At 28.8% G+C, this 17,107-nt stretch carries 15 protein-coding genes and 1 pseudogene; all 16 read right to left on the bottom strand.

Annotated elements, in window-relative coordinates; genetic code table 11:
- Positions 1-43: 43 nt before the first annotated feature.
- The 16 genes and pseudogenes from QZN33_RS04645 to QZN33_RS04570 all read right to left on the bottom strand — a co-directional run bounded on the left by QZN33_RS04645 (position 44) and on the right by QZN33_RS04570 (position 16,917).
- The gene (locus QZN33_RS04645) at positions 44-754 is read right to left on the bottom strand and encodes a hypothetical protein (protein WP_296789786.1); all 711 of its coding nucleotides are present in this window, start codon (positions 752-754) and stop codon (positions 44-46) included.
- Between the two features lies 1 nt (position 755).
- Positions 756-1,643, bottom strand: a complete 888-nt coding sequence (locus QZN33_RS04640; RefSeq protein WP_296789785.1) for a hypothetical protein — start codon at positions 1,641-1,643, stop codon at positions 756-758.
- Between the two features lie 283 nt (positions 1,644-1,926).
- Positions 1,927-2,199 (bottom strand): hypothetical protein, encoded by a 273-nt coding sequence (locus QZN33_RS04635; protein WP_296789784.1) that lies wholly within the window; start codon positions 2,197-2,199, stop codon positions 1,927-1,929.
- A complete protein-coding gene (locus QZN33_RS04630; RefSeq protein WP_296789783.1) occupies positions 2,180-2,344 on the bottom strand; it encodes a hypothetical protein in 165 nt (54 codons plus the stop codon). The genes QZN33_RS04635 and QZN33_RS04630 overlap by 20 nt, the downstream gene beginning before the upstream one ends.
- Positions 2,345-2,535: 191 nt before the next feature.
- Positions 2,536-4,143, bottom strand: a complete 1,608-nt coding sequence (locus QZN33_RS04625) for a DUF6119 family protein (RefSeq protein ID WP_296789782.1) — start codon at positions 4,141-4,143, stop codon at positions 2,536-2,538.
- A 64-nt stretch (positions 4,144-4,207) separates the two neighbouring features.
- Complete coding sequence (locus tag QZN33_RS04620) at positions 4,208-4,414, bottom strand: KTSC domain-containing protein (RefSeq protein ID WP_296789781.1); 207 nt, start codon at positions 4,412-4,414, stop codon at positions 4,208-4,210.
- A 1,280-nt stretch (positions 4,415-5,694) separates the two neighbouring features.
- Positions 5,695-5,883, bottom strand: a complete 189-nt coding sequence (locus QZN33_RS04615) for a hypothetical protein (protein WP_296789780.1) — start codon at positions 5,881-5,883, stop codon at positions 5,695-5,697.
- A 469-nt stretch (positions 5,884-6,352) separates the two neighbouring features.
- Positions 6,353-7,279, bottom strand: a complete 927-nt coding sequence (locus QZN33_RS04610) for a glycosyltransferase family 2 protein (RefSeq protein WP_296789779.1) — start codon at positions 7,277-7,279, stop codon at positions 6,353-6,355.
- A gap of 304 nt (positions 7,280-7,583) precedes the next feature.
- Positions 7,584-7,996 (bottom strand): annotated as a pseudogene (locus QZN33_RS04605) (methionine adenosyltransferase domain-containing protein).
- Complete coding sequence (locus tag QZN33_RS04600; protein ID WP_296789777.1) at positions 7,996-8,163, bottom strand: hypothetical protein; 168 nt, start codon at positions 8,161-8,163, stop codon at positions 7,996-7,998. The pseudogene QZN33_RS04605 and the gene QZN33_RS04600 overlap by 1 nt, the downstream one beginning before the upstream one ends.
- A 135-nt stretch (positions 8,164-8,298) precedes the next feature.
- Positions 8,299-8,379 (bottom strand): hypothetical protein, encoded by an 81-nt coding sequence (locus QZN33_RS11740; protein WP_369333250.1) that lies wholly within the window; start codon positions 8,377-8,379, stop codon positions 8,299-8,301.
- 76 nt (positions 8,380-8,455) lie between these two features.
- Complete coding sequence (locus tag QZN33_RS04590) at positions 8,456-8,620, bottom strand: hypothetical protein (protein WP_296789775.1); 165 nt, start codon at positions 8,618-8,620, stop codon at positions 8,456-8,458.
- A gap of 810 nt (positions 8,621-9,430) precedes the next feature.
- A complete protein-coding gene (locus tag QZN33_RS04585; protein ID WP_296789774.1) occupies positions 9,431-9,679 on the bottom strand; it encodes a hypothetical protein in 249 nt (82 codons plus the stop codon).
- A 25-nt stretch (positions 9,680-9,704) separates the two neighbouring features.
- Positions 9,705-14,405 carry a glycosyltransferase gene (locus QZN33_RS04580; RefSeq protein WP_296789869.1) on the bottom strand — a complete coding sequence of 1,567 codons (4,701 nt, stop codon included), beginning with the start codon at positions 14,403-14,405 and terminating at the stop codon, positions 9,705-9,707.
- A 672-nt stretch (positions 14,406-15,077) separates the two neighbouring features.
- Positions 15,078-15,953 (bottom strand): glucose-1-phosphate thymidylyltransferase RfbA, encoded by an 876-nt coding sequence (rfbA, locus tag QZN33_RS04575; RefSeq protein WP_296789773.1) that lies wholly within the window; start codon positions 15,951-15,953, stop codon positions 15,078-15,080.
- Between the two features lie 514 nt (positions 15,954-16,467).
- The gene (locus QZN33_RS04570; protein WP_296789772.1) at positions 16,468-16,917 is read right to left on the bottom strand and encodes a hypothetical protein; all 450 of its coding nucleotides are present in this window, start codon (positions 16,915-16,917) and stop codon (positions 16,468-16,470) included.
- Positions 16,918-17,107 lie beyond the last annotated feature (190 nt).

Below are 17,107 nucleotides of genomic sequence, written 5' to 3'. Positions count from 1 at the left end.
TTTATAAAAATAACGATAATTAAATAATCGTTAATGAACGTTTCTAAATATCAATAGGATTTAAAACATGTATTTTAGATGAAAAAAGATTAATGATCTCATTATTATACTTTAAAATTCCATTATCAAAAGTTATAAACCCAATTATCTGATCAAGAAACAATGATAAAACAAAAGCTTCATTAATTAATACATTATCCGGTTTGTGAATACCAATTTTAATAAGTTCTTTTAATTTTGTATTTTCTTCAACAAAAGTTATGCAAATCAAGTTATCTAAAAAACTTATGAGGTCATTGTGAAGTTGTTTAAAAGCATCTCTAATATCCTTTGAAATTACATTCAACTCACTTAAGTTATCATCGATTAATATTTGTTTAATTTTACTATCATACTCATTAAAAAAGATAGTAATTACATTTTCAAAATTCTCCTTTTTCATATTCTCAGGAAAATCATCATCTTGATATCTTTTCAAAAATAATTCTTTAATTTTTCTAAAATGAGCATTTACATTTTGAGAATTAATTAAATTTTGTGTTAAGTAATTTTTAATACAAGTTATGATTTTTAACGAAACACGCCTCCAATTATTTATAACATTTTTAGCTTCCTTAAATGCAGTGTTTGAAAAATATTTTTCATGGCTTGATTTTGTAAAATATTTTCCACTTTCAGACTTGCTCCCATCATTAGGTAAAATTAAAGCTAAAACAATATTAGTATCTAAAAAATGATAATCACATTCAACCAAATTAACCCCTCAAATAACTTCCAATAGTTGTATTTAAAATCTTTTTTTGAGAAGATGTGTAATTATTATTAGATGAACTATTGTAATTAGTGAGAATTTCAGTCTTATCAACAAATTGAGACAATATTCTTAAATTATCCTCAAATTTTTGATTCCAAACATCTATTTCATAATTATAATAGTTATCTTTAGATTTTACTCGAAGACCTTTTGCAAATGTTGTCCATAGTTCTTTAATAAGATTCCTTAAAAATCTCCAATTTTCATCAAAAGTGCCATTATCATTAATTAAATCTAAATTTATGCAAAGTTGAGAATAAATCTCTGAAAAGTTAACAAAATATTTATCATCAGGTAATTGTGATTCACATTTATAAAATGTATCCACATATTCATCAACATCAAAATTCTGTGAAAACCTATTATTATTAGCAATCTGATAGATTTCAAATTTAAATGGAAGCATAACTCTATATGGCGCATACATATTATAAACATGTTTTACAATATTATCAAATAGGTTTTGATTATTTATAATCTTCTTGGATATTTTTATAATTTCAGAAAAATTATCAACTAATTCACTATCTTTAAAATCATCATGCTGTTTTTTGAGTATGACCTTATTATATGCTTGTAATTTACAAAAATTATTTTTAATGTCGTTAAATGAATCTCTTACAACTTCTGAAAACGGACCATGTATATACCAATAATATGGCAATTCTTCATATAACTCATGACTTCCACCCAATTCCATTTTAATTTTAAAAATTAATTTTTGCATTTGAGTTTCACTTATAGGTTCATTATTCTCTTTAAGTTCAAAAAACAAAAACTTTACTAAATCATCCATGGTTTTTGAGGTGGTATCAACAAGTTTTAACATCTACTAACACATCTCCAACATAAATGTTTTTAATAAAATACAAATAGTATATAAATAAATTATAGTTAATACTATTAAATTTATTTTTTCCAAGAGCATTTGAAAAGTAATAATGCAATTAATATATATGTATTTGTATATTTATATATTATGCACCTCTAATAATCTTCCCAAGAAATTATAAGTTTAGCCAAATTGGTTTAAATCCCCACACCTAGATAACTATATGAATGTTTTCATATATTGTATCAGTTCATCCCAGTTGAATCCTCAAGACTGAATTCTATGGATGACTTAACCAATCGAAACGGGTTGCCACATTATATATCCTGCCTTCAAAGAGCACTCCATAGACTTCATCAAGTTTTGTGAGTGTATCGGTCAGCGGTATTCCGCCACCAACACCCTCTTGCATTTCACGAATCTTGTCAAAGACGTCCGACGTCAGGATATATCTGCCAGCCATTGCACGGTTTGACGGAGCCTCATCAATCTTCTGTTTTTCTATCAATTGATTGGTTTTGTAGATGTTTTCTTCAATTTGACTTGCCGACAATGCCGTACTTGTTAAGCTTGTCATTTGAAATCACCTTCAGAGAACATGTGGGTTTTTCGAATCTGTTGAAAACATCAATCAGCCCTTTTGTGCATGGAGTTTGGGATTTTGTTATTGTGCATCCAAAAGAGCTACAAAGGCTCATCACCCATGCCTCTCTGATTTTTTGCCTGATTAGCACACCCCAACTAAATCCGTGATTTTTCGAACTTCCTTTAAGACACTGTCTTTACCTACCTTCTGCAGAGTTTGTTCAAATTCGTAAGACTTGTCGAAATAATCTTCGATTGACCTTTTATTTCCATACACAATAACAAGGACACCATCATTGCATAATTATCTTTTTTTATAATTTATTTGAATAACGGGCTTATATCCCCATAATCTCATTTGTTGAGCCCATATCACCAGTTTGGTTTTTAACATTAGCATATCTAGTTCGTTAATGTCTGCAACATTATTTTCATCATGAATATCCTTTTTACGGTCTAAAATTAGCCAAATGCAAACCGTTTCGATTTTATTGGCAAAATTAGTGTCTTCCTTTATGAGGAATCTCATTCCCTCGATACTTTGGTCAACTACAACAGATAGTTTTTGTGAACCACTGCCTTTCTTGACTGAATAAGCAACACCATCTTTATACAAATCCATTATTTCAACTGCATAACCTTTTTTCCGCCTCAGTTCTTTATCATAATTTACAAAATCATGACATTTGACAAGATAGTCATTGAATGTTGTTTCATTATACTCCTTATTATTACTGCCATTTCTGTCAGTTATGAACCTATCATATTCATCACTTTCAAAGCGGTATTCCGGACAGAATTTTGCAGGGATTGTTGCAATCTCCTTTTCAACCATATCAATATAATGCTGGTTGTACCTGCTCCATTTTCCATACTCATATACACAGTTTTCATCAATGCAATCATAGATTATTATCTTATCCAAAGTCCGTTGGATTTTCTCGTTTTCATTTGAAAAAATTATGTTGATGTCTAAAACATCATCAGATGCAATATTATTTGAAGAGATGAATTTTAGTATTGTAGCCATACTTAAATCATCATAGTTTTCCACTATTGCCTTTTCTTTGGAATTCTTCTTTTTGTACTTTAGTTGAAATTCTGCGAAATCATCAATATTTTTAAAATCATTGCTGTAGACCACATAGTTATTGACGTCTAGAAGATTGCTTTTTTGTCTTTCAACGGACCACTTGCATATCTCTTCTTTTAACTTTGCATTAAGTTTTTCAAGTTCTTTTTCATCCTTAATTTCAACTATCTGCGGAATTTCCCACAGGACATCAGCCTTTGAGATTACCTCTTCAATATAAGATATTGTTTTTGCAACAGTTTCAAGGTCATCCTTCTCAAGTTTCAGTTTTAGAGAATTGCCTACCTGAAGTTTCTCTCCAACATCAATGAGTTCATCGTCCGGTTCCATATATGCAGTTATCTTACTTAATGCCTCACCAACATTGATATCCGTTTCATTATAGTTTCTATAGGAACTAATCTGTTTGGTCAATTTAGATTGTGGAATCGTTGTTGCCATCAGATTTATCTTGTCATAATTTAGTCTTTTTGCAAAATTGAATGCCCACTGCTTATCAGACAACGGCTCCACATAATGGTAAGCCGTTCCAAATGATATGGCATAATACGATTCATCTCTTTCAATCAATATCACTGCACGTGGATTTGACTGGACTTCAGAAGGAGTGACATCAAAATTTTCAGCAAAATTATGCCAAGACACCACATTTAAGTCCATGCCGTGTTCATAGTAGAATTCCATCAAATATTCTTTTTTATCTTTTCCTTCGCCGATTTCGACTTTCTTTGTATTGTTCTTTTTCTCAAAACCCTCTTTTATTAATTTTGATTTCAATTTGGAAATATTATTAATTTTATATAAGCTAATATCACTCATATTATCACCAATCCATGTTAATAATTTAACATCTGGCTTTTAAGTTAAAGCCAGACATCATCATTTATCTAATCCTACAGTATCGATAGGAATTCTTTATGTATCTGTGGTGGTATCTGCCTTTTGACTGGGCTAAAAGCAATCCATCATAGATGTTTTGGGAAACACCATAATACTCATAGACACTACCGTTTCGAAACCAGATGGTCAATGTATGAGTTGACGGATTATATTCCACAGCTCTTAAGTTAGATGATCTAACTTCAATCATAATAAGACCCCCATTTAGTCAAGTTCTCACGTCAGATGCCTTCACCAATGAATAGAGTTAAATCAGCCCATCCAAGATTATTGGCACTGCAATAATCTTATACTTTGGCATCCCCTTTGACAGAACGTGTTTTGTTTTGATACTCATGTAAATCACCTCCCGGAGCATAACTGATTCATCACTCCTTTGTAAATGGGAATCGGCAATGCAAACATCAATAAGCGGACAAAAGCCTTCAAGCTAAAAATAGATAAAGTATAATAGGCAGGAGTACCATAATATAACTTAACTTATTATAATTCATAATATGTTGTTTGTCTTTCGCTCATGGATCATTACCTCGACCCTAACAGTAATGGTCTATGCAAAGACTTCTTTCGCTTATTTTATCTTGATTACTTCATCCCATACTCATTATTATATTCCATGCACTATTTAAATTTATTGTTTTAATTTATAAACCTATATTTATAGGTTTATTTGAAAATAAAAGATTTTAAAAGAAGTTAATTCAGCATTTTTGCGTATCTTACCTATTGTAAGATACACAGATACCAAAATTCAAAACCTCAAAAAAAACTCATGATACAACCCCAAATTATTTAATAAATGCCAAAATTACACTTATTGATTAAAATATGAATTTTATTTAATTAAAATTTAAATTATAAATATTTGACACTATCAAATTTGATTACAAAATATATAAGGCAGATTTTCACCATAGCTCCGTCGTGCCAATTTTAGCAAAAAATTGTATCTTATCAATGAAAACATACGAAAGTACAACATGTCAAAAATAATATCCAAACCTCAAACTACCATTTACTCCAAAAAACAAGTTATAATTTAACTACTTTTTAAATCATCTATAAAAATAATTTAATCACAAATTAATTTAAATATAGTGCTGATATAAACAATCATTTTTTCATAACTACATGTATGCATTGTAGCCATTTTAAAACAGATGTGAGAAATATCCTGAATTTCACAGAAAAAACAGCAGAATGATTATAAAGAAAAATTTAAATTAAACTTTGTAAGACATATAGATAATCAATGAAAATTTTTATGCAATTGATTAAATCGCCCAGAAACCCCTTGTCCAAGATTGAAAAGCCAATAGTAATGTGCCACCCAATCCTATTTTCAATATTGAAAACTTTACTCCGAATTTTACACCGTAGACATCATCAAATTTCAATAGTGCATCGGTAAACTAGATTTCACCGTTAAATCCTGTTCCATTTCTCTAATCTTGTCAAAGATATCATCAATTAAAATGTATCTTCCAGGTATTGCAAGTTGGAACTAATCTGATTACTTTTAGGTTTTTCAATCATTTGAGTAATCTTGTAGACATCATCATCGATTTTATTACCATCAACAATTCCGTAACTACATACATTGTCACATGAAACTTCTCTAATTGAAATAGCAGGTTTTTTTATACTTTCTAAAAACATCAATGAGCTGCTTTGTGCATGGTTTTGTACTTTTAGTGATGGAATCTCCTAAAAGAACTGCGAACGGTTCATCGCCAATGTGCTTTCAGCACATGAAATTGCATCGACCCAATCCTTTAATATTTTTTGTCTCACATATAATAGACATCATCAAGATATGTAATTTTTCTGACTTGTTTTAAAACCCTGTCTTTGCCTGATTTTTGAAGAGTGTATTCAAGTTCATATGACTTGTCGAAGGATCTTCAATAGACATTTTATTCTGCCGTAACTATTAGAATGCCATCTATTCCTGAGAAATTGCTTCCCACATAACATTCTGGATAGCAGGATTGTTATAAACCGACAACATTTCCTTTGGTTGTGCTTTGGTTGGCAAATCAGTCTTGTTCCCAATCCTGCTGCGAGGATAACTGATTTCATTTTAAAATCAGACAATATAATCCCAAAACATCAGTCATCTATCAATTTAATCCCCATTTAATTCATTGAGTAAAATCAGGTGATGTTCAAGGTTGTCTCTGTGCTGTTTTTTAAGAACATGCAAAATAACGCCTGCAAAAAAGATAATGAAAGCAATGATTACAACTGTTGAAATTATTATCAGTGTTGGGATTTTTAGCACATAACCTGTTGAGAAGTATCTGAATAATATTGGGAAGAAGTGAATACCCGCAATAATAAGAAGTATTAAAGAGATTGCTGAGAAAAAAAGCAGCGGCCTTTCATCCCTGATTAAAGCAGCAATCATCATGAGGACTTTATACCCATCCCTGTAAGTGTTCAGTTTTGATTCACTTCCTTCAATCCGGTCTCTGTATTCGACTGGAATTTCCTTGATTTTGAAGTTGTTTATAAGTGCAAATACGCTCATTTCAGTTTCAATTTCAAACTCCTTTGACTGAATCGGAAAAGATTTGACGAAATTGTAGCTAAAACCTCTCATTCCAGTCATGATGTCCTGCAAATCACTTTTAAAAAATAGGTTTATGAATTTTCTAACCATCTTGTTTCCATTATTGTGAAATGGCCTGTCGTTTTCCTCAAAATATGTTGATGAGAGTCTGTCTCCGATTACCATATCGGCACGTTTTGATAAAATGAGTTTTTCAATTTCACAAGCGGATTCCGCAGGATATGTGTCATCACCGTCAACCATGATATAGCAGTCAGCCTTAATGTCGCGAAACATTGATCTAACAACATTACCCTTGCCTTGCTTGTATTCATATCTAACGATAGCTCCAGCATCTTTTGCAATTTTATCGGTGTTGTCTGTGGAGTTGTTGTCATAGACATAAATGTCTGCATGCGGCAACACTCTTTTAAAATCAGTAACCACTTTTTCAATGGTTTTTGCTTCATTATAACATGGGATTAGAACGGCTGTTTTCATAATAAACACTTAACTTAAAACATTGATAAAATGTATTTAAATAATCTTATTTATAACTTATTAACAGACATATTTAAAAGAATATATGAAAAATGCACATTCAAGAAATTATCCGAAATAATTTTATGCTATATTCACAACTGCCATTTAGTTAAAAAATCAAGATATAATTTAACTACTTTTTAAATTAACTATGAAAATAATTTACCAATAAATTAATTTAAAAATTACACCAATATAAACAATCATTTCATCCCAACCACATATGTTAAAAAAATAAAAAAAGTTTAGAAACTAATAGTTTCTAGGATTTAATGTATTTTTTCAAATCTTCCGCTTTATCAGTTTTCTCCCATGGAAGGTCTTGAATTCCGAAGTGTCCGTATTTAGCGGTTTTTTTATAAATCGGATGTCTTAAATCAAGAGTTTCGATGATTCCATCAGGAGTTAACTTGAAGTTTTCACGTACAATCTGAGCCATTGACTTATCACCTGTATCCACTCTGGTTCCAAAGGTATCAACCATGACGGATGTTAGCTCAGCAACACCGATAGCATATGACAGCTGAATTTCACATTTCTCAGCAAGTCCACTTGCAACGATGTTTTTGCAATGTATATTGCCATGTAACATGCACTCCTGTCTACTTTGGTGCAGTCCTTTCCTGAAAATGCTCCTCCACCGTGTTTTGCATGACCACCATACGTATCAACAATTATTTTACGACCTGTGAGGCCACATCTCCATGATGTCTCCCGATTTCAAATACACCTGTCAGAGTGATGTGCTCTTTGGTATTTTCGCTCATCAACTCCTGCAGAATTACCGCTTTAAATAACTTTTCATGGACATCTGCCTTTAGCTGCTCCTGATTAGCTGACATTGTATCGCCAAGAGAGGTTGATAAAACAACTGCATCCAGTAATAAGACTAACCCTCTTTATCGTAGTTAACCGAAACAAAGACCATGCTGTCAAACCTTAAAGTATGAAATTTTAGCGGACTGCCAAAGTTCAGTTTACTTGTTTGTGATTTTACATGCAAGGTCAATTGGAAATGGCATCAATGAGTCAGTTTCATTGGTTTCATAACCAAACATCATACTCTAATCACCTGCTCAGTCTCTTTGCCGTCAACACACTTCTTGACGTCTGGAGAATTTTCATAGCATCCGTTCAATTTGACATTTGACCGTCAAATTCAGAATCATAATTATCGTAGTCAATTTCATCAGTGCCTTGGTAACTCCAACGAGTAAGTCGTTTTCGAGGATGTGTTTTGCAGATAGTACCCGGACAACAAAGCCCATGTCCATGATTTCTGCAAGATGTCCTGACCATGTGCTGGTAAAAAAGTTATCTAATGAGGATATCAAAGCAATAACAATAAATTAATTACAATTAAATCAACTGTAACATAATAATCTAAATTAAATCATAAAATAAATTAAATACTATAAAAACATAAATTTATTGAAGATTGCTTATTTTCATACATTTTTTAGCAATCTTCATTTTTTTCTATATATGAACATGAGTAGTTTACTTAAAAATAGCATTGAAAGATTGTTATAAAAAATTACATTCCCCAATTAAATTTATCTCATTGACTTAAACATTAAAATGATCCATACATCGCAAATAATTGATGAATACAACTACCCAATATTTTTGATTAAACATACGATTTCAATAAGTCATTATTATTTATAGATGAAAATTAAAAAATAGGGCAAATATATTATACATCATTCAATAAAAATTGTATTAATCAAAAATAGAACCTCGAAAAATTGAGGCGAAAATTAAAACTCCAACTGGAGAAAAAATGTCATACAATTTAGGGCAATACAAAACTTTTATTTAAAGTGTGTATAATAACAGGCATGTGAAAATCTTGCCCACAACACTTAAATTATGACCGAATGTAATAGGTTATTTTTCCACAAGGATTTTACCCATAAATGTTCTTTTTTCCCATTACTAAAATACCATTTTATAAATTACTAGAGATGTTTAACTATAGTTTAAATGCAATTCCTGTTTTTTCCCGTTTTTTCTAGTATCCCAATCATAGCAAGTAGATGAGCCGTACTTTTCAATATTCAGATGTACTGTCATCAAACATTCCTTAGCCTCAATATATTTAGGTTACATGATTACCTCCATCAAGCCAACTTCAAAGACATTAACATCAAAGGTTGCGTATCTTCTAGTGATATATTCCTTCCAAGAATCATCTCCTTCGCCATTTTGAAATCCACATCCTGCACACTTAAGCTGACAGATTGTAGATGCCTCAATACGTACTCTGTGAGGTACAAACTGATATAAATAATAGTTTTTGAGCTCTTCAGATGTAAGTTTAGACAGTTCTTCATCAGAAAAGTTTTCAACCATTATTTAGCATCATTTAGTGATTTACCTACTCATTTTTTACATTTGGTATTTCATTTGGAGAAACTTTTAATAAACGTGAATCATCCATTTTTGAAGGAATTAATTTAGGAATATATTTAAAATTGACCTCATCCAAAATTGTTTTAAAATCTTTAGACTCTACAACATAATCAAAATCAGAGTACAATTCAGCTAAGTTCTTATTCAAACATATAGATGTAATTTTATGTTGTTTACAATATATTAAGATGTTTCTTAAATTTATATCACCAAATATTATTTCCTTAAATCCATCACATATAAAGAAATCCGGTTTGATGCTTTCAAATTGATTAACCCAATCAGAAGATAAATTATAATCAAAAGAAACATCCCCCATTGATATAACTCTAATTTCCTCTTGTCTTGGAACATCTCCATAAATAAATTCAAAGATTTTTCCATAATTACCTTCAGAAATATCTTTGAATATTTCTAAGTTTTGAGGGATAAATCCCCCATAATGTATAAATAAATCATATAATGGTCTTGCATATTCCAATAAATCTAAAATATCACCAACAGGCAAATTAGATAATTTAATCTGTTCAAGTAAAAAATGCTGCAATTTAGTGACCAATAGATAATGAGTAAATGCCATTACTTTATTTTTATCATGTGCTAACTCATACATATGATAATATGCATCCAACCTTTTTTGGAGTTTTGATTTTGAAAATTTATTTTGAATAGAACCCTCCCTTTTATAAAAATGTTTTAAGATGATTTTATCAATAAATTTAATGCCATTTGCATTTAAAAATGCATTAAAGAGAAATACTGAATCTTCAGCTGGAATACCTTCTGGAAAAACAATATTATTTTCATTAATGAATGATTTTTTAAAAATTTTATCCCAAATGTTTGCATTTGATATGATTGATGGATATTCATCAATGGATGTGACTTTAAGTGAAAAATCATCATTTTCAAAAAGTTTTTCCTTTTGCCGACGCCTATACTCAATACTGTCTTTAGGGTCAGTCAATACATTGAGCCATAAATACTCGGGAACTTCATTTTCATCGCAGTGAACCCCACTAACCAAATCCAAAGTATTTTGAGAAATCTCATCATATAATATTTCACAAGCATCCTTCATGAAAATATCATCCGAGTCTAAAAACATTAAATATTCACAGGTAGTGTTGTTAATTCCAATGTTTCTTGGTTTGCCTGCATACCCACTGTTTTCCTCCATATGAATTGAAACCACATTTTCATATTTGCTAGCATAATCATCAATAATTTGAGGTGTTCTGTCAGAAGAAGCATCATCTACAAAAATTATTTCCAGCTTTTCAAAACCAATTGTCTGGTTTAATAGAGAATTAAAAGCATTACACAGATATTCTTCTGAATTATATGTTGGAATAATCACTGAAACCAAATAATTATAAATATTCATTGATTTTGGATTATCCGAAAAGAACTGTTGATAATCATTTTTCAAAGAATAGTACCAGAGTCCATAGTTTTTCAATTTATCATCTATAGATTTATTGTTTGTAAACTCTTTAGAGAATTCCTTCAACTGATTGAAATCATTATAGTTTTCAGCAATTAAAACACAATCAAAAATAAATTTATAATGTTCATAAAGATTGTTTCTAAAATCAGTGTATTTTAAAGATTTAAAATCCTTTTTCAATTCTGTGAAATATAATTCTTTGAATTCATCCTGAATTTCACCATATCTTCTAATATTGTGATAAACCTTATTATTATATAAGTTTACTTTAAATCTATCAAATTGACCATGTTTAATGAATAAATCAATAATATCATTGGCAACATAAATTGAATCAATATGTCGCTCACTGCCAGATTCGATTAAAGATTTAGAGTGAATATTTTGAGTATAGTAAAATTCATCTAAAAACATAATTCTTTCAGCCTGAAATATTATATCCCAGAAGAAGTTGTTGTCATGGAATTTTGAATTTTCTCTAAATTTTGCACCACTGTTTATGATAAACCCAGTATTGTAAAATTTACACCATGGAGTAACGTTGATACTAAATATTAACTCGCCAAGATCTTTAAAATTAAAAATTTTATCCCCAACAAAGTTTGAAAGTTTTGTCATATTGTAATAATCAGTTTCAGAATATTCATCAGTTTCAACATTATGAGTCTTTGCCTTGAACATTAAAAAATCGAGATTTTTAGACTTTGAAATTGAATAAAAATCTTCAAAAGCATTTAAATCTAAGATATCATCAGCATCCATAAAATACAAATATTCTCCTTGAACATGTTTTAGGGCAAAATTACGAGCGTTACCTCCCCCTTCATGACTTAATGAAAATACTTTCATTCTTGAATCTTTTTTTTCAAAATCCCTTAGAATTTTTAAGGAATTATCACTAGATCCATCATCAACACAGATAAATTCAAAATCACCTAAAGATTGATTTAAAATAGAATTTAGAGAATCAACCAAAAAGTCTTCACAATTATAAATCGGCATGACACATGAAACTTTGACTTGAGACTTTGAAAAATTACCATATTTATGTTCAATACCCATAAACTCAAATTCATCCTCAGATTGTAAAATTTTATCAAAAGTTGCTTTTACAGGTTCTTTTAACCTATTAAAATCAAATTCTGAAGAGTCATTCATTAAAACAAATTCTTTCTTAACTGCATTGAAATAATCTGAATCTCCCCAAAAACGAATATATTGAGATAACTGATTAATTTTAAAAGTATAAAACTCAACTTCAAATTCCTCAAAAATACCCTCATCATTTAAAAAGGATTCAACAGAATTTACAACATCAATAATGTCAAAAATTTTGCTTTTATCACTCATTATGGAATTTTGATTTGAAAATCTATAATTATATGCATAATCAGGACAAAATGAAATAGAATCTGCCAACACTAATGATTTTACATGAAATATTACATCTTCATAACAAATATTTTCTGGAAAAACCATATTGAATCTATCTAAAAAAGACTTCCTATAAAGTTTAAACCAACAATTAAAAAAAGAATTCAATACATGATTTTTAATACCCATATAAGAAAAAGTGAAACTATTCAAATCTTTATCCACAAATATATTATTTAAATGACAGCCTAACCTATCACATTTGTCATTTAACTCATCAAATTGATAAAAATCAAACATTACAATATCAGATTGATTGGACTCAGCATTATTATAAATTTGACTTAATGAATTTTTTGATAAAAAATCATCAGAATCGACAAATAAGACATATTTTCCTTTAGCATGTTTTAAGCCAACATTTCTAGCATTACCTGGACCCATATTTGTTTGAGAAATGACTTTTACACGAAGATCCCTCTGAACATAATTTTTCAAAATATCTAATGAATTATCAGTTGAACCATCATCAACACAGATAACCTCAAAATCAACAAAGTCCTGACTCAAAACACTATCCAAACATTGATGCAAATAATCTTCAACATTAAAAACTGGAATAATAATAGAAATCTTAATAGTCTCATGTCGTGAAGGAGCAATTTTTCTGTTTTCTTTCATACCATGATTAATATAATGAACAAATGGATTCACACCAGCATTTTTAACATCAACATGTGTTTTAAGATAAAATTCTGATGAAAAAAACCTTGCAGGATCATTCATATCTTCTTTCCATGAAATTAAATAATGAAAAATAGGATTAACATCATTTTCAAGACCATATTGTTCTAGATACCATTCTTCATCAAATAAACCTGAATTTTTTATGATTAAATAATCATTATTCAAATATGAAAACATATTACCCTTAATTAATCTTTTAAATGACACTAATTGTTTGGAAGACCGTTCATAATTCTCCAAGATATTTCTTAAATAAATATAATCAAAATGATATTTTATTTCAATATCTTTACAAAAATCAGTGCTAATTGGCTGATTAATAATATTAATTTCATCTTCAAAATCTTCAAGAGCATAATATTTAGCAAAATTTTCTAAATCCTCAATAGTAATGTATTTATGGAGTTTAAATTTTTCAAAAATGTTTTTCCAATGCCAACCCCAAGGTTTATTATCAACATTTATTGAAATCAGATTTGGCCAACCCACACTGACTTTAGAGATTAATTGTTCAATTGACCTAACAGGAAAATGAGCAATTTTTAAAGTTAACTCTGAACCTTTAGGATGATTTTCATTATTCGGAAATGATAAACTATGATTTCCCATTCTCAACTTAGGAGAATACATATTGAATATTCCTTTTGTAACAATGACTTTGAAAAAACTTTCCACATTTTCATCCCTAACATTAGTTATTCTTTTAGGAATAAACAAGTCATCTAAATCATCTTTAGTAGGAACATAAGTAATCCATTTTGCAAGATAATACTCATTCAAATCAAGATTATTTAAAATTTCACGAGGATTTATATTATCAGCAGATATTAAAAACTCATCGGCATCCAAAACACAAACAATATCCGCACTATATTCTTTGAATGCTTTATCTAATAATATATTCATTTTAAAAGATTGAACAAAATTATTATTTGAATCATCAAGAAGTCTAATTGGAAGACCTTCATCGATTAATTTAGAGATTATTAACGGAGTTTCATCACTGCTACAGTTATCTAAAATAATCATTTCATCAACAATATTTAGATGATATCTGATAAAAGATTCAATGATATCAACTTCATTCTTAACCATAGTAATAGAAACAATCTTCATTTAAACACCAAAATAACATCCAAGTAAAATGAATTAAAAATTCAAAAAAAAAACAAATATTTGTACTATTGTTACACAAATAAAATAAATACTTATCTTCAATAATCCATGTAAATATATTATACTAAATTAAATATAAATTTTTTCTTAATTTAAGTCATATTTTAACATGAAAAGTTTTTAAAATAAATATACATTTCACACAATCATATGAAGTTAGATGATTAACCTAAACTATTAAACATTTCAAATATCCAAAATAGAAAGAATAAATTTTCTAAGAAATATTTTATAATTATTTTTCAACCAGGATTCAAATTTAAATAAATAAAATAAAAATTATTTTTTCAACAAAATTAAGACATGAATAAATTCAGTGAAATAAATAACATACAAAATAATTAATAAAACTTATTAAACACAAAAAGTAAATTTTAAAATAGCAAAGAGATTTGCTTACAACCTACAAAAATGCCATTAGTTTTAAAAACTTATGGCATTAAATTTAATATACTACTTTTATCAAAGATTAGATTAATTAAAAAATGATTGCCCATAAAAATTTAGATTTTTATTCATAAAAATAAAAATCATAACAATCACTATAAATAAAAGGTTATTTTTCTTATCGTATGATTCTTTTTTACCCTTTTATTTATCTGAATTATGAGCCAATCTAATTAAATATTTACCATAATCTGTTTTTTTAAGAGGTTCAGCTAATTCTAAAAGTTTTTCTTTGGAGATGTAACCAAAATTAAATGCGATTTCCTCAAGACAAGCAACATATAGAGATTGTCTTTTTTGAACTGTTTCAATGAAATTACTCGCTTCTAAAAGTCCATCATGAGTACCTGTATCCAGCCATGCCATTCCACGACCTAACAGTTCAACTTTAAGTTTGCCTCTTTTAAGATATTCATCATTTACAGAAGTGATTTCTTTTTCACCCCTTGCAGATGGTTTTACCTTTTTTGCTATCTCAACCACATCATTATCATAAAAATAAAGGCCGGGAATAATGTAGTTTGATTTTGGATGTTCTGGTTTTTCTTCAACTGACAAGACATTTCCATTATCATCAAACTCAACAACACCAAATGCTTCCGGATTTTTAGTGTAATAACCAAAAATCACTGCACCTTCTTTTAAAGATTTTGCTCTTGTTAAAATTTCACTGAATCTGTGACCATGGAAAACATTATCTCCTAAAATTAAAGCAACATTGTCATTACCTATGAAATCCTCACCAATGAGAAATGCTTCAGCAAGACCTCCGGGATTATATTGGACTTCATATTTGAATGAAATTCCCAAATCAGACCCGTCGCCCAAAAGATCTTTGTACTGAGGCAAATCTCTAGGGGTAGAAATAATTAAAATTTCTTTAATTCCCGCAAGCATTAAAACAGAAATGGGATAATATATCATAGGTTTATCATACAACGGGAGTAATTGTTTTGATACAGCTTTTGTAATTGGATATAATCGAGTTCCTGAACCACCAGCTAAAACTATTCCTTTCATATAATCACCTAATATTGTATATATTTATCAACTTATTTAAACACACCATTATTAACAAAAATAGAACTCCAATAATAAATATTACATTTGAAAGTTGAAACATAATAAGTATTAATTCAAATATAAAAATTCATTTTAAAGAAATAAAATTATCTTCAGTTTATTAAATTAAAAAATACAAAAAGAAATGATTTATAAAATATTAGGATATTGAAAGTTACAAAATAGAATATCACAATATTTTTATTATAGTTACATTGATAATCTAGATTTCCATTACCTGTAAAATTTTTTAATAGAACATGCATTTAAATTGTTTTTATTTAATTTTAAAAAATTGTTTGATAGAAAACATTATGACTATTTATTCAGGATATTCGAATGTAAAACATATATCAAAATTATAAAAAATATTTAAAGGAACATACATAATTTAAATTAATTTTAAAACAGATATTAAATAAATAATCATCATTACTCTTCAAATAAAGTAAACCATTGATTAAACTCTAAACTAAGATTTTATTATATCTAAAATCAAATTGTCTGTGTTTGAATTAGCAGTTCCAGTATAAATTTCATAACATTTACCATTTTTCAAAAACCAATAATGAACAATACTAGCATTATCATTGACAACAGCCTTATATATATCAGAATCACCATACATCAAATGAGATACATTAACAGATTTATTTTCCGTCACATTTTTGTGATTTACATAAAAATCGACAAAATAAGTTATATTACTATTATTATTTTCATTTATAAAATAGATGTTATCTCCAGAAGTGATTTTTACAAGATGATTTGATACATTCTGCTCCTGATATTCTGAAGGAATTACAAATTTTGATTCACCAACAAGAATTTCTTTGGTAGAAGAACTATGAGACATGAAAAACCCAAAAGCAACAAGGATAATAATGACCAATATTGCCAATAATCCCAATTTTTTATTCATATACTCCCCCCATAATCATACATATCATTTATTAGTGTATATTAATAATTTATAATTAATCTTACAAAAACTTTTTTGGTTTGAAATTTAAGACTCTTTCAAAAACTTTGTTGATTTTCAAAATCCTTTTTTCGATTGTCGTTCCAAATTAGATCTCTGCGATATATTCGTTTTAAAACTCCTCGTTTGG

Origin of the sequence: uncultured Methanobrevibacter sp., assembly GCF_900314615.1 — an archaeon.
Taxonomy (GTDB): domain Archaea; phylum Methanobacteriota; class Methanobacteria; order Methanobacteriales; family Methanobacteriaceae; genus Methanocatella.
The sequence above is the reverse complement of the archived record's forward strand: the minus strand, read 5'-3'. Positions and strand labels throughout refer to the sequence as shown.